The sequence below is a fragment of the Paenibacillus konkukensis genome (assembly GCF_023523925.1).
Taxonomy (GTDB): domain Bacteria; phylum Bacillota; class Bacilli; order Paenibacillales; family NBRC-103111; genus Paenibacillus_S; species Paenibacillus_S doosanensis.
This window is the reverse complement of the sequence record NZ_CP027059.1, coordinates 2,524,310-2,538,939: the sequence shown is the minus strand read 5'-3', so window position 1 is coordinate 2,538,939 and position 14,630 is coordinate 2,524,310. Positions and strand designations below refer to the sequence as shown.

At 47.0% G+C, this 14,630-nt stretch carries 11 protein-coding genes and 1 pseudogene; 10 read left to right on the top strand and 2 right to left on the bottom strand.

Annotated features, from left to right (window positions below):
• The first annotated feature begins 20 nt into the window (after nt 1-20).
• The 5 genes from SK3146_RS10820 to SK3146_RS10800 all read left to right on the top strand — a co-directional run bounded on the left by SK3146_RS10820 (nt 21) and on the right by SK3146_RS10800 (nt 7,728).
• On the top strand, nt 21-413 hold the full coding sequence (locus tag SK3146_RS10820) for a VOC family protein (protein WP_249865081.1): 393 nt from the start codon (nt 21-23) through the stop codon (nt 411-413).
• A gap of 576 nt (nt 414-989) precedes the next feature.
• Entirely contained in the window at nt 990-2,282 is a 1,293-nt protein-coding gene (ltrA, locus tag SK3146_RS10815; RefSeq protein WP_249865080.1) for a group II intron reverse transcriptase/maturase, read from the top strand.
• 660 nt (nt 2,283-2,942) lie between these two features.
• A complete protein-coding gene (locus SK3146_RS10810; protein WP_249865079.1) occupies nt 2,943-3,257 on the top strand; it encodes a hypothetical protein in 315 nt (104 codons plus the stop codon).
• A gap of 561 nt (nt 3,258-3,818) precedes the next feature.
• Nucleotides 3,819-5,969, top strand: a complete 2,151-nt coding sequence (locus tag SK3146_RS10805; RefSeq protein WP_249865078.1) for a bifunctional diguanylate cyclase/phosphodiesterase — start codon at nt 3,819-3,821, stop codon at nt 5,967-5,969.
• A 28-nt stretch (nt 5,970-5,997) separates the two neighbouring features.
• Nucleotides 5,998-7,728, top strand: coding sequence for a methyl-accepting chemotaxis protein (locus tag SK3146_RS10800; protein WP_249865077.1), 1,731 nt, complete (start codon nt 5,998-6,000; stop codon nt 7,726-7,728).
• 188 nt (nt 7,729-7,916) lie between these two features.
• On the opposite strand, the gene SK3146_RS10795 is transcribed toward SK3146_RS10800, so the two are convergent.
• The gene (locus SK3146_RS10795; RefSeq protein ID WP_249865076.1) at nt 7,917-9,104 is read right to left on the bottom strand and encodes an MFS transporter; all 1,188 of its coding nucleotides are present in this window, start codon (nt 9,102-9,104) and stop codon (nt 7,917-7,919) included.
• Between the two features lie 215 nt (nt 9,105-9,319).
• On the opposite strand from SK3146_RS10795, the gene SK3146_RS10790 reads away from it, so the two are divergent.
• Together SK3146_RS10790 and SK3146_RS10785 are read left to right on the top strand one after the other, a co-directional pair.
• Complete coding sequence (locus tag SK3146_RS10790; RefSeq protein WP_249865075.1) at nt 9,320-9,610, top strand: winged helix-turn-helix transcriptional regulator; 291 nt, start codon at nt 9,320-9,322, stop codon at nt 9,608-9,610.
• A 203-nt stretch (nt 9,611-9,813) separates the two neighbouring features.
• Nucleotides 9,814-9,999, top strand: coding sequence for a GNAT family N-acetyltransferase (locus SK3146_RS10785; protein ID WP_249865074.1), 186 nt, complete (start codon nt 9,814-9,816; stop codon nt 9,997-9,999).
• Between the two features lie 271 nt (nt 10,000-10,270).
• Here the strand turns inward: SK3146_RS10785 and SK3146_RS10780 are convergent.
• A pseudogene (locus SK3146_RS10780) lies at nt 10,271-10,882 on the bottom strand (Rpn family recombination-promoting nuclease/putative transposase); the annotation flags it as partial.
• Between the two features lie 221 nt (nt 10,883-11,103).
• On the opposite strand from SK3146_RS10780, the gene SK3146_RS10775 reads away from it, so the two are divergent.
• From SK3146_RS10775 to SK3146_RS10765, 3 genes are read left to right on the top strand one after another with little or no spacing between them, the layout of a single operon-like run.
• Complete coding sequence (locus SK3146_RS10775; protein WP_249865072.1) at nt 11,104-12,546, top strand: Toprim sub domain-containing protein; 1,443 nt, start codon at nt 11,104-11,106, stop codon at nt 12,544-12,546.
• Nucleotides 12,531-13,988, top strand: coding sequence for a hypothetical protein (locus tag SK3146_RS10770; RefSeq protein ID WP_249866263.1), 1,458 nt, complete (start codon nt 12,531-12,533; stop codon nt 13,986-13,988). The genes SK3146_RS10775 and SK3146_RS10770 overlap by 16 nt, the downstream gene beginning before the upstream one ends.
• Nucleotides 13,954-14,583 carry a hypothetical protein gene (locus SK3146_RS10765; protein ID WP_310944324.1) on the top strand — a complete coding sequence of 210 codons (630 nt, stop codon included), beginning with the start codon at nt 13,954-13,956 and terminating at the stop codon, nt 14,581-14,583. Before SK3146_RS10770 ends, SK3146_RS10765 begins: the two co-directional genes overlap by 35 nt.
• Nucleotides 14,584-14,630: the final 47 nt, after the last annotated feature.

The window sequence follows — 14,630 nt, the reverse complement described above, 5'->3', positions numbered from 1 at the left end:
TTGAAAGGTTGTTGATGAATATGGCAGCAAAACTGGTACCTTATTTGATGTCGGAGGATGCAAGAACGCAAGCGGAGTTTTACCAAAATGCGCTAGACGGAGAAATTCATTTTATTAAAACGCTGGGAGAAGTTCCGGGGACGCCTGAAGCGGCTAAAGATAAAGTCATGCATTTGGTTCTCACCGTAGCCGGAGGTAATACGTTATTCCTGTCCGATTCTTTCCAGCCTGCGGAAGGCGGCCGGAATATGAGCCTTTCCCTAACCTTCGCCGAGGAAGCGGAAGCACGTAATGCCTATGCGAAGCTCGGCGAGGGTGGAACGATCAAGCTTCCATTCGACCAGCAGCCATGGGGGGCCTACTACGGGGAGGTCGTAGACCGTTACGGCGTCACGTGGCAAATCGTAAAATAGTGAAACAGAAGCAAACTCATGAAGAGCCGCACAGATGCGGCTTTTTTCTTGTTTAGCGTGCCCAGAGGCACGCATCTTCTAGCCGGTGAAAATCCGGTCGCGGGAGGGGCCAAGCCCCCGCGTAGCTAGGATGCCTGCGTACGGCGAAATCTGTGCGTAGAAGCGCGTCGACGAAAGTACCTGTCAGAGATAGGGCGAGCAAGATACCAGACCGTAACATGAAGTGAATCCTGCCGCGTCGTCAAAAAGGCCTCGCAAGAGGGGAGAGAGGAAGTCGAACCTCGTGGATATGGGTGAAGACCAAGGAAGCTGCTGGGAACTTGGAGCGGCAGCGAAGAATCCTCCGGCGTACGGGGATCGGTATGGTATGAAAGAAGATGCAGTGAACTGGGGAGACCCTCCCCTGCACGAAATTTTTTTTTCGTAACGAGACGTTCTATAAGCCCAGCCGGTGAAATGAACGGTCTGCAGGAAGGGAGTCCGAGGGGCTCATACTACCGAGGAACGCAGGACAACACAACCTGCGGGAGGGAAGGGGTCCTGCTTTGTTCATGTTTCTTAAGGAGGTACGAGTCAGTGAATGCCGAGAGGCTAACAACACCAAAGGAAAACGTTCAACAACTCCAAGAGAAACTAGGTCATGCGGCCAAGGAAAACAAGAAGCGTAGATTCCATGCGCTTTATGACAAGATCTACCGGATGGATACTCTGTGGGAAGCATGGAAGAGAGTACGAGCCAATAAAGGGTCGGCTGGAATCGACGGAGAGACACTGGCGGACATCGAAAAGCAAGGGGAGTATCTTTTCTTGTATGAATGCCATCAAATCCTCAAAGAAGGCAAGTATCATCCCCAGCCCGTAAGACGGCACTACATTCCGAAGAAAGATGGAAAGCAAAGGCCGCTAGGCATTCCCACCATCCGAGACCGCGTCATACAGATGGCGACGAAACTGGTATTGGAACCGATCTTTGAAGCGGATTTTCAAGAATCCTCGTTTGGATTCAGACCGAAGCGAAGCGCCAAGCAAGCGCTGGACCGAATCCGAAAAGCATGTAACCGCAAAGGCAATTGGGTGGTCGACGTCGATATCCAAGGTTACTTCGACAACATCAATCAGGAAAAGCTGATGAAACTGCTGGAGATGCGAATCAGTGACAGACGTATCCTGAAACTGGCACGGAAGTGGCTAAATGCAGGGGTCATGGAAGAAGGAACGGTTCGACGTTCGGATTTAGGAACGCCGCAGGGGGGAGTCATCTCTCCACTTTTAGCGAACATCGATCTGAACTACTTCGATATCCTGTGGGAACGATATGGTAGCGAATTCGGGGAACTGACGCGTTATGCGGATGATCTCGTGATCGTGTGTAAGACGAAGAAAGACGCAGACCGGGCATACGAACTTATTCGTGCCATTATGAATCGTCTTGAATTGACGTTACACCCGACCAAAACACGCATCGTCGGACTTTGGACAGGAGAAGAAGGCTTTGATTTTCTTGGCATGCACCATCGCAAAACGAAAGCGGAAACTTCTCAAGGGAAGGTGTACTATACAACCCAACAATGGTTGGCCCGGAAAGCGGAAGAACGCATCCGGGAGGTCGTAAAAGAACGTCTGGCCCCGCCGAACATGAGGCATAAATCATTTCTCGAACATGTGGAATGGCTAAATCCTAAGATTCAGGGGTGGAGGAACTATTACTACACGGCTTACAGCCAATTAAAGCTGGCAAAGTTGGACTGGTACATTTTGCAGAGGCTCACGAGATGGTATGCCAAGAAGAGGCAACGCGCAAGATGGATGAGTTCGCTACAAGAAGTGAGGTTCCTAAGTAGTCAATATGGACTTAAAACGCTCTTGTAATCTGCATGCACATGAATGACGAACATCGAAAAGCCGTATGAGGGAAAACCTCACGTACGGTTTGATGAGGAGGGGCAGATTTCTCTGCCCTTTACTCTAGGGAAATGATGCGCAGCCATATCCTGTAGATATCCGGGTTCTCCCCCGAAAGTAATGTCTAACCATACCATAGAACGATCCCAGAGGAATGGTTAGACGCCGATCCAACTTAGGCCGGATGCGGACGGAATAAGCTTCAGAGCATCACGTCACTACCCTGGAAATTACTCTTGGTACCCCATTTCCATTGTCTGTGGTGCCGCGTAGCGGCATGGATGGCTTTTGGGGGATTTGTTCTTTTATAGGCTAAGGCGGTGTCATTAGCGATTGCCAGAACATATTCCCTTCCGATCGTCTTTGGAGCCGGTGGGCGAATTCCGTAAACGGTACATTTAAAGGAGGATGGCATAAACTACAATAACCAAACTTTAAGAGGGGTGCTGCCGCATGGGATATACGGTGCAATATATACCTCTAACCAAAATAAAGACGGAGTTGGCCGCAAAACCAACAAAGCGAAGCAAGGAGCTTCGCAAAGTCGCCCAGGACTGCATGCAGCTGTTGATCGTCCGGAAAAGCCGAAAAGATAAGGGTTATGTCCTTGTAGGCGGAAATAATCACTTGGAATACTACAAAAAGTATACGAAGAAAAAAGCCGTGCCGTGTCTGGTGGACGAAGGGAAAATTGTATCGACGTTTGCATCGTTATTGAACCTTTTCCGAAAACGAAATCTGCCCTATGAATTGCCCTACAACAACACGGATCATATTGCCGGCAACAGCTGGTCCATTATTCGCTCGTTTTTGAGACAGGAGCCCAGATTCAAAAAGTTGTCCCGCCGAGAGCAGCTCAAGGTGCTTCGACTTGGAATTCAGTATAAGAAAACGACCATACGAAGCATGAAAGTGAAAGTGGATGAGCTCCTTAAAAGGTAGCGCTGCATGACGGGGGACTAGAGAGGGAAAGCCCCCGCGACTTGTCAAAACGCTTTTAATGGTCTGTCTGGATATGCCATCTCTATGTAAAAGTCTTTAAACAGAGAGTTCCCAAGTGTTTAAAGGCTTTTTTAAATTTGTATATAGGTATAAATGCCTAATTCATCATTGGAGCGAGATTAGAATTATAGTCTCTTACGCTAGCTATATTTCGCCTCATTAGTGAAAATATCATGTAATATTAAGCCGTTGACGTGAAAATTATGGTCAAAAATGATGCATTTATAAGTTATAAAGAAAATTTAATGGGGATATATTGCAATCATTGCTAGATTTGGTATACTGAAATAGTTCCATTGGCCTATGAAAATTTTATATTTACCCTAAATTGAATCCTTGTGGAAGCGATGAGCAGCTATTCTCAACTGGGCACTTGAATAGCAAGAAAGCTAGTAGTGCAACCGACCCAAGCTTGTGTTTGGGTTGGTTATTTTTATGCGATCTTTTATGAAAACGACTTAATAGGAACGTTATTTTATAATATGAAGCAGGTGATGAGGCATGAGAAAGGAAGATTTGGGTACGGCGTGCGATTCATGGGCATATCCTTTTTTGAAGACCGCCTTGTTGGATAGGGACGAAAGCTTGAAGGAGGCATTGAAGGAATTGGCCGATGTTAGATATGCCTTGGACCAATCCTCGATTGTAGCCATTACGGATGCGCGCGGGACTATTCTTTACGTCAATGACCAGTTCTGCAGAATCTCCCAGTATGAACGAAAAGAATTGCTTGGTCAAGATCATCGCATACTCAATTCCGGGTATCACCCCCCTTCTTATTTTAAAAACATGTGGGCGACGATCGGGTCCGGGAATGTCTGGCGGGGGGAAATACGGAATAAAGCCAAGGATGGTTCATTTTACTGGGTGGATACGACGATCGTTCCGTTTCTGACTGAACAGGGAAAACCGTATCAATACATCTCGATTCGAAACGATATTAGCCTGCTAAAAAAAATGGAGGAAGACATAAGGAAAAGCGAGGAGATGTACCGGCTAATCACCGAAAACTCATCGGACCTGATCTCGATCATTGATGCGGAGGGAAGGTTTTTGTATGTGTCTCCCTCTCACCATAGTTTATTGGGATACGAGTTGTCTGATTTTGAACGGCGCTACATGTACGAGTGGATTCATGAAGAAGATCGGGAGACTTTTCACAAGGCGGTTCAAGAGCAGCGGATCACGGGAAAATCCTCGCTGCTGTTAGAGTTTAGAATACATACGAAGCATAACGATGACTACGACATGGAAACCAGAATAAATCCCGTTATCGATCCATCGGGGACTGTAAGCAGCTTGATTCTGGTTATGCGCAATATTACCGAACGGAAAAGCTCGGAACGAAAGATCCGCCACCTGGCTTATCACGACACGCTGACTGATTTGCCGAATCGAAGGTTATTTATGGATCGTTTGCGCAAAGAAATCCATCAAGCCAAGCAGCTTCGGTTGCAGCTGGCCATCATGTTTCTTGATTTAGATCGGTTTAAAAACATCAATGATTCGCTCGGTCACGAGGCTGGCGATCTGATTCTCATTGAAGCGGCTCAAAGAATTAGTCAATGCATTCGATCGAATGATATGGTGGCTCGATTGGGAGGCGATGAGTTTATCGTATTATTAACGAATATATCAAGCTCGGAGGAAGTCGAATCCATATCCCGGCGAATCCAAACCAGTCTGCAAGAACCCATCGGCTTCAGTGGGAAGTCATTTCATATTTCATGCAGTATGGGGATCGCTATCTTTCCAGTGGATGGAAGGGAGCCCAAAGAACTGATGAAAAGGGCCGATATGGCTCTATATGCGGTAAAAGATAGCGGCAGAAACGGAATTTCATTCTTTCGGTTAGATATGGAAGAGCGCTCCCTGGAACGTATTCTTTTGGAAAATGAACTGAAGAAGGCTATTCAGCAGGAGCAGTTCCATATTGATTATCAGCCCAAGCTCGATCTTGCAACAGGAGAATTAATTGGCATGGAAGCACTTGTACGGTGGAATCATCCGGAATTAGGGAGAATACCGCCTAACAAGTTTATACCTATAGCGGAAGAAACGGGATTGATTCTTCCCCTCGGGGAATGGGTTCTTCGCCGTGGGTGCGAGCAAAACAAAAAATGGCAAGACCAAGGCTACCTTCCGTTGAAGCTATCTGTGAATCTGTCCGTTCGGCAATTCTATCAATCCGATCTGTTAGTCAAGATCAAAGAAATTTTGCAGCAAACCGGACTGGAGCCGCAATGGCTGGAGCTTGAGGTTACAGAAAGCGTTTTTTCGGATATGGACAATGCGGCGGCTATTTTGCAGAAAATCCGGGATTTAGGCATACATACTTCTATTGATGATTTTGGAACAGGGTATAGTTCATTCGGTTATATTCAGCGTCTTCCCATAGATACCTTGAAAATCGATGCTTCGTTCATTCGGGATATTCATCAAAACAAGGAAAGCCATGCGATTGTCAAGGCGATCCTGACGATTGCCCAAACGCTGGGTCTCAACGTCATCGCCGAAGGTGTCGAAAATGAAGAGCAGCTAGCTGTTCTAAGTGAGGACGGCTGCGACCAGGGACAAGGCTTTTTATTCAGCAAGCCGCTGTCCGGTCATGATTTTGAAAAATACTTGAGCGGTTTGCCCGCAGCAAAATAGACCAAATAGGTTGAGGGGAATTGAGCATATGAACTTTTTTAGTCAAAAAACAAAATCGTGGACGGAATACCTGGATCATGCGCGCGCAACCGATATATCAGCTGTGGGGGAAAGGGTCAAGGAGCGCCTTGCTTTTATGGGCGTCAACCGGGATACGCTTACACATATTAAAGAGGCTGCTCATATTCTTTACCCGCATAAGTCAGAGATGATCAATCAATTTTACGAATCCATCACTTCCGTTGATCATCTGCAGAAAATTATTGTCCAAAACTCTACGTTAGACCGTTTGAGACAAACGATGGAAACATATCTTGAACAATTCCTGCAAGCGGAAGTCAATCAGGAATATGTGATGACCCGAATTACTATCGGACAAGTGCACAGCCGCATTCATTTGACGGCGGATCATTTTATTACCGCCCATCAATTATTAATTCAGATCATGACGGCCGTTTTAATGGACAAATTACATCATAAACCGGATCGGATGATGCAATCCGTTCTAGCCGTACAGAAATTGGCCACCTTTGATCAGCAGCTGATTGTAGAGGTATACATGGAGGAGACGTTTAAATCTTTTTTATTCGGTATTTCCGACATGCTCAATCACATGACCCAACTGGACAATACCGGGCAATTGATTAAAGGAATGGACAAGCAAATTGAAGAGAGCCAAAGCGTTTCGGCAGCAACAGAGGAAATGTCAGCTTCTATCCTTGAGGTAGCAAACCATGCGGTCAAGGTGGCGGAGGGAACGGACGAGGCCGTTCAGTCTGCAGAGCAGAGCAAGCGAGTCATCAACCAGGCTTTGAATGAAATACAACAAGTCGGGCTTGTCTATGCTGAGGTTTTGAACCAGGTCAACGGGCTTAATCAGGAAATCGGGCATACGCAAGAAGTGGTTAAGATCATTAAGGAAATAGCGGACCAAATCAATTTGCTGGCGTTAAACGCAAGTATCGAGGCTGCCCGGGCAGGAGAGCATGGCAGGGGCTTTTCCATCGTCGCTACGGAGGTGCGCAAGCTGGCCGAGCATACCAAAGAGCAGATCGATCAGATTACAACAAGTATGTCATCGCTGCAAAAAGTATCGAACCAGTTTACGAAAAAAATAGGGGAAACGGGAAGGCTTGTTGAGGAAAGCGTTAACGAAGCTCAGGTTGCGGATACGGAATTGCAAAAGATTGTGGCCGCTATTCAGGGAATCAATGAAACGACTACCCAGATTGCAGCGATGAGCGAAGAGCAGACGTCCTCCGTGATGGATATCGCTCACCGGAACTCCATCATATTTGATCACAGTTCCGATTCTCAAGAAATTGCACGGCAAACGGCCAAAATTGTATTTGAGCTAAGCAGACAAATGGAGGCGTACCGCAACACCTTCTTTTCCATTAACGTAAAATTAAGTTATAAAGACACTATAAGGGTAGCCAAGACCGATCATCTTCTCTGGAAGTGGAAGATTTACAATTTGCTGTTAGGCTTGGAGACTATTCCTTTGGAGCAAGTATCTTCCCACGAGAACTGCAGGCTGGGAAGGTGGTACTATGGGGAGCTGCCGGCCCGAATCAAAAGCGAGTCCGCTTTTAAGCAGCTTGAAGAGCCTCATAAAGCTGTACACCATTATGCGAAGCAAGCTGTTGAGCGACATGAGGCTGGAGACAAAACGGGTGCTCAAGCGGCCTTTGAACAACTACAGACGGCATCGGCCCTGGTTGTGAAGCTGTTATCTCAGATGGAATCGGAGTTGTAACGGGGGACGGGACAGAGGCCGTTACAATCATTCGGATTCTTTACGGCAAAAGGCAGTAGAGCAGCATTAAAAATAAAGCGTCACTACGATTAACGTAGCGGCGCTTTATTATTTGCCCGTGCGGAGAGAGTGAAGCGGATGAGCACGGCGTTTGAATCTACCGCTAGGCAGCCGTAAGGTTTACAGGATTACGTCAAGCTCCTCTCAATTGGGGAGTTCATTTTCTTCCGGCTCAGCGCAAAGCTAATCTGCGCCGCTGCTAAGCCGAGCGCAATGAGCGCGGCTGCAAGCCAAGGATGATGCTGCAATGAGGCGGTTCCGTTCAGCAAATAGCCTCCTGCACCCGCGCCTCCGGCAATGCCGAGATGAATAACGGAGGTGTTCAAGCTTAAGACGAAGTTGGCGGACTTAGGCGCTTGCTGAATCATATAACTTTGTATGGCCGGGCCGGAGGCGAACAACGCGACAAACATGATCGCGATCAGCCCGACTGCGAGCGGGGTTGAGAACGTAAAGACGGGCAGCAGCGCTAAAGCAAGCAGATGAATGACGAGCCAGGTTCCGAGCGTGCGCGAGGTTCCCCAGCGATCGACCAAACTGCCGCCGAGCCGGGAGGCGAAAGCGCCAATCAAGCCTAGAGCAAGCATCATAAAAGCAATATCCGCCGTATCGAAGCTCAATAATTGCTGCAAGTATGGTGAAATATAGGTTAAGAAAACGGAATTTCCTCCTTCACGAAAAAGCGAAATGAAAAAGGCAGTAACAATAACCGCGCTCCCTGCCTGCTTTAACTGGCTCGATAATGGAACGGGGTCATCGCCTTCCACAGCAGGCAAGAGGCGAAGAATGGCTGTACCGACTGCAATGCTCAGCGCGCCCAGCATCATAAAGATGGCCTGCCAACTCATCCAGTCGGCTATGGCAATGCCTAGTGGTACGCCCAGTATCATCGCGCTGCTGAAGCCCAAAATAATGGTTCCGATGGAACGGCCTAATTGATCGGCCGGCACAAGTTTTGCGACGATGCCTAGTGAAACGACGAGGAAAATACCTGAGCTTGCTCCGAGCAGCACGCGGGAAACCATTAATGTCTCGGCGTTTAAGCTAAGGGCGGACAACGCGTTCCCGGCGATAAAAACGGCCAGCGAACCAATGAGCAGCGGCTTCCGGTTCATTCGGCTCGTCAGCACAATGAGAAGCGGGGTAGCAATGGCGAAGGACAAGGAGTAGGCGGTAATGAGTTGCCCGGCAACAGCCAAGGAAATATTTACATCCTCGGCAATTCGGGGTAAAATGCCAGATACAACTAATTCAGACGTTGCGGTGAGGAACACGCCGACAGCCAGAATATAGATGGATAATGCGGTTGTTTTCATTGAAGATCAATCCCTTTCGTTCTTTTTTATGTATTATATTTTAGTTTCTTTATTTAAGTAAGTACGCAAATCAAATGGATGTAATCCAAAAAAATTGACCTACTTACCATTCGGTAAGTGAAAAGAGGTGCAAAATGGAAAACTTAACGAATGAACAGCGGTTCCCAGACGAGGAAAGGCAAAAGAGTGAATCCGAATATCCTCACATTTGCTCGGTGTTGGAAATATTGGGGGCAAAATGGGCTTTTCTTGTCATCGCAAAACTGCACAAAGGGCCGCGAAGATTTCAGCAGCTGCTTCGGGATGTAGCCGTTGTGCGCACACAGTCATTGACGAATGTGCTTCGCCATCTGGAAAATAGCGGGATCGTGCATCGCGAAGTATACCCGAGCGTCCCTATAACCGTCGAATATTCTTTAACGGAAAAAGGAAGGGACTTTCAAGCGGCGCTGAAGGAGATGGAAAATTGGGCGATACGCTGGGGCAATGCTGCTAAAGAGGAGTAAAGGTAACTTTGTTGTTGATAGCCGTTTGAAGAAATGGATGGATCGCTTTAATGGTCAATCCGCAAGTTTTATTTAGAACAATTCGATAAATGAACGGAAGTGACTAATGAACATTCGTCTGTTAAATGATTCTGATGCCCAAGTGTACAAACGTAGAGCCTCAATTTCGAGGACGGGGGTTAGGTAAAACCCTTCTAATAGCCTTGATTGAAAGAGCAACAAAAGAATGTGAAGGGTTGGAACAGATTCATTTGACGGTTGTGTCTAATAACAAATCAGCAAAACGCTTATATGTTTCGCTGGGGTTTGAAGTTTACGGTGTAGAACCATATGCATTAAAGTCTGATGAACAGTATTTCGATGAGGACTTAATGATTTTAAGATTGTGACTTTAAAACGAAAGGCACGATAGCTTCATGAACCGCCTTTCAACAAGGCGGTTTTCTTATGATTTAAAGGAGGCCCAAAACCTTTTGCATGTCTCGGACAATAGCAAAAGCCAACCTCGATGTGTGTAAGGTTGGCTTATCAAGAAATACATAAATGTTCGAAGACGATGTTTGCTCAGGCTCGGTTGGCCGGATGTGAATTAAATTCTATGGCTCCAATGCCTTTTGTCCGTGCGAAAATCGCATTAACCTATGCCGCGGCACGTTTTTGTTAGTGCTCTTGTATTAAAGCTCTGATTTCTTCTGGGGAAAGTTCTGTCATGTCTACAATAGTCGATATGTCGTAGCCGCGGGCAAGAAGTCGCCGGGCTGTCTGGCGTTTCTCTTGCATGATGCCTTCCGCTTTCGCTCCTTCGGTTCTGGATGCCTCGTCACGTAAATACTTTAACCTAGCTTCGTACTCCATCCGTGTCTGAGCATCCTGACTAAGAAACTCAAGTGTAGTCATCGCTTTTTTCAGCATCGGTTCGTTCATCGTCAACACCTCCCATTGATCGTGCTCCACACCTCTTAAAAATAACAACCAGTTGATCAATCCGCCATCCACTGGAATCGACTTGGGAAGGCATGAATAGTTAAGGATGTTGATTGTCACGCATTTCTTTAATTCGCTGTAGTTGCCGCCTTTCTTGATCTGGTGGGAGTACATATTGCTCCAATAAAACAGCGTACGCTTCTCCATATGATATGGGTTAAATAGTTGCATCTCGATGTTAATCAGCTTGCCTTCGGTTGTCTTGGCCTTGATATCAAGAATGGATTGTTTATCCTGAGGGGCATCTTTGTCCGTGTTACGAGGATCAAGCAATTCCATCGACATCAACTCCAATCATTAATTATTATATCACGAACACAAATTTCCAGTCACGGGTAACTGGCGACAGTTCAAGTTTCAAACTTCTGGCGTGGTCGCAAAACCCTCGAAAACAGCCGGAAATATGTGGGTCCCCCAGCCAAACGCGGTCAAGGAAATGCAGTATGTTTTCGATAGACAAGGCAAATGGTATGATATAACTGATGAGTCTATTAAAAGGATGGGGCAGCTTGATTAACCGTGAAATTATTGATTTTATTCATATGAATTACTTGAAAAAGAACTGGCAACTTGAGCTCGATTCGTTAATGATATCCAGTGTAGGGTATGAGGTGGACATTTATCAAGTATCGGCCAGGAATCGTAAAAGAGTTGCACGTTTGACGAGCGGACCGGGTCATAACGAGGAGTCTCTCTTGATGGACGATCCTCTTTCGGGCTTGTTGGAACAGGCTGCGAAATTATTTTATAGCCCTGGTGTCCGTAAAAATAGACACGAAGCATTAGGGGCAGCAGGTACAGAGTCTGCGCTGCAAGCGTGGATTGCTCAGGGGGCAGTGCTGCGCAGGGTGCTTTACGATTCAGACGGAAGAACGGAAACACGTACGGAATATATGATGGGATACGAGCTTTATTCGTATTTGCAACGGCAAAAACGGAGCAGGGAAACAAAGATAGAGGCTCGTTCTGTAGAATGGAGCAGCAGATTGCAGACTGCGTTGGCTGCTTTAGGGTTGCCAATAGACACCAAGCCCTCTGCTGGGCCTATCGCGGCTTCAGACGATCCCCGGTATTATCGAGTGTTGTTTGGGGCGTTTGTTAAAGATGTTTCCGAAGGGTTGCGGAAATCTGCTACTCTTCACGATATTACTCAAGTTCTCCAATGCGGCAGTGAACAATGGACGGACAAAAAAGTTATGCAATATGGAGATTTTATCGTAGCTTTAACAGAAATTACAGCCATTCAAGACCAGTTTGACTGGAAAGAAATAGGAGCGCGCTACTATCGGGAAATTGGCGGCTCCAAGCGATTTGATGCTTACAAGACAGCGTTCACAGATGCTTTGGAGGAGAGGCTTGGTTTCCCTCTGCAACTGATCGGTCTATCCAGTCAGGGAACAATTACGCCTATTTATTTTGCAGGAGAGTTAACTGGAATCGGCGGTTTCCAATATCCACAAGGATTTCTGCATGCAACAACCGATCTAACGGTCTTCAGGACCCAATTCTCCACGAATTGTCATCATTTATGGCTTGTGGAGAATCGTGCGGTGCTTACACGAATGGCCACAGAAGGGGATTTTCTTCAATCTGCCCACAGCTTGGTAATCGGACTGGACGGGCAACTCAGAAGCAGCCATCGTAAATTGATTGCTGACGTGCTGGGGCGCTCGACGCAGTTGAAGCAGATATTAGTTTGGTGCGACGCGGATCAAGCCGGATTTATTATTGCCGGACATGCTCGTGTTTTATTGGACGCAGTCCCGGAGATCAAGGCAAAGTGGATTTTACCGGAAAGTGATTTTGCTCAATGGGGGTTTTTCAAGAATGAAGTACACACTTGGTCAAGCTACGAGGCACGCATGATAAGCCGGCTTAAGATGAAAGCCGTGGGCGAGCAGGAGGCTGAAATGGGAGGGATGGAGCGTTGGATACAATGGCTGGAAGCTTGATCTCCATATTTTATTCCGATACCCCGGAACACCTTCGGAAAGAAGCGCTGCGCGATATGGTGAAGCTGGCTGGCGTGCTTACGGAGCTGCGGGAATATTTTGAAGAGCCGCTCAAGGTACTGGAAATTTTGAAAATGCTGAATTTAATTCAGCAGGAAGCGCTCGGCTTAGATGATCCGCTGGAAGATGAAGAAGCTTTGTTTTATCGTTTCCGTAATCGCTACGGTTATGATCCGAACATTCCGATGGAGCGCTTGCTCAATATATTGCAGAAATACAACTGGATTATCCGTGGCAAGAGACGTTTGACGATGATGGATGTAGGCAAACGAATGATGGATATGTTGATCCGTCTGGTTAACGATTCACTAGCTTATTATATGCAGGATGAAGTAGCCCGCTCTTTGTTTCAGGCAAGAAGGGACGCCGATCTTAGCGAAGCTTACGACGACAAGGGGATTTCAGGCGGCAATCGCCTGGCAAGCATGATTCGCAATGTAGAGGACGCCGTGGACAAGCTGAAGGAGCGGCAGCTGGAATTTTTGGCCGACAGGCACGCATTGCCGCAGATTCAGATCATTGTAGAGCTCATGCAGGAATTGAATGCTCGGATGGACGAGCGTTTAGCTCAATATGCGACTTTCGAAGAAGGAATTTCATTTGCTCCTTTATTAAAGAAGGGGACGGAAATTATGTTTGAGGGTACGCAGGTATCGCTAGGAACGTTAAATAAGTTTCTGAAATTCGCACATTTGCAGCAAACGGAAGTAGGGCAGGAGATTTCACCGATCATGATCCGTCAATTCATCATTCAATCGTTTCTGAAACGAGCCGATTCCGATTTGCCCAGCGGTCATGAGATCTTAAGCTTTTTGGAACAGGATCGTCATCCGGGTGAACGTTTGGACGGCATGTGGGTTCCTGTTCAGTTTGCTTCCCCCGTCTCCAACCGCCAACTGGCTGACACGGTCAACTATCTGGAGCATTATGTGCCATCTACAGAACCGATTGAAGAGCGAGTGGAGCCGGATTACCGGGAGTCGGAGGAATGGACGGAAGAGGAATTGGGAGCGCGGCTGGATGAGATTCAATGGCATATGACCAAAGCGAAAATCCGTACGGACGAAGTGGAGCGGGTGTTGGAGGACAAAGTGCAGCTTGGCTTAGACGAGCTTGTATGGGAGGCGGGTTCTTCTCATTGGACAGATGCCGTCAATGCACTGTTGGCTGTATCTGCGCTTGCCGGGAGCGGGCGGGCAGTTATCGGGCAGACAGGGAAAGCAAGAAGAGGCGGTGACTCCGGGACGGAGGATGCGATAAAGGAATGGGAGATTGTGGAGGAGGGAGAGAAAAGATATGTCGTTCGAAGATCAGGAGCACACGTACAGCCAGATGCCGCTAGGAGCGATGGAACGGCTGACGGCAGTACTGAGTCCGGATGAAGAGTATGCATTTGTTCAAATTATGTTTTCATCCTCAGCCTCAGTGCGTAGCGACAGTTATGGCTTGACTCGCCGCGAAGTCATGAAGATTTTGAAATTAAAGCAGGAGGATGAGCAAGGGCTGAATTCTTTCCTGAAAAGGATTAATCAGGCAGTCAGCCGTTATTTTAAGATTGTATACGATGAGCGCAGAGATCGTGTTGTTGCGCTGATTCATGTACCCGCCAGGCAGGCTCGAGAATTGTTATCTTCGGAGAGTTTGGCGCTGTTGATGTTTATCTTTTACCATCAGGAGGTTCTTCAGAACGATTTCACTCTGTTTGCTCAATTGCTGGAGGCATTCGGTCATGAATCTCTCGATGTAAGACGCAAAATACTGATGAATCTCGATGCTTTGATAAAAATTGGCGCGGTTTGCAAATATGATAATCCCTCCAACGAAGAGGCGTTTGCTCTTACAGCGATCGGGAGCCGTCTTTTTTCCGACTCCTATCTCAAACGGTTTGCCGAATTTAGTCATTCTCAACAGCTTAATATGGAAGATGTCTTGAAGTTTTTTAAACGCTACAATCTGGAGGCAGGTGTGAATAATTGATTCCATGGGGAATGCGATTTAGCGGTATTCGCGACTTTAGGGATAGC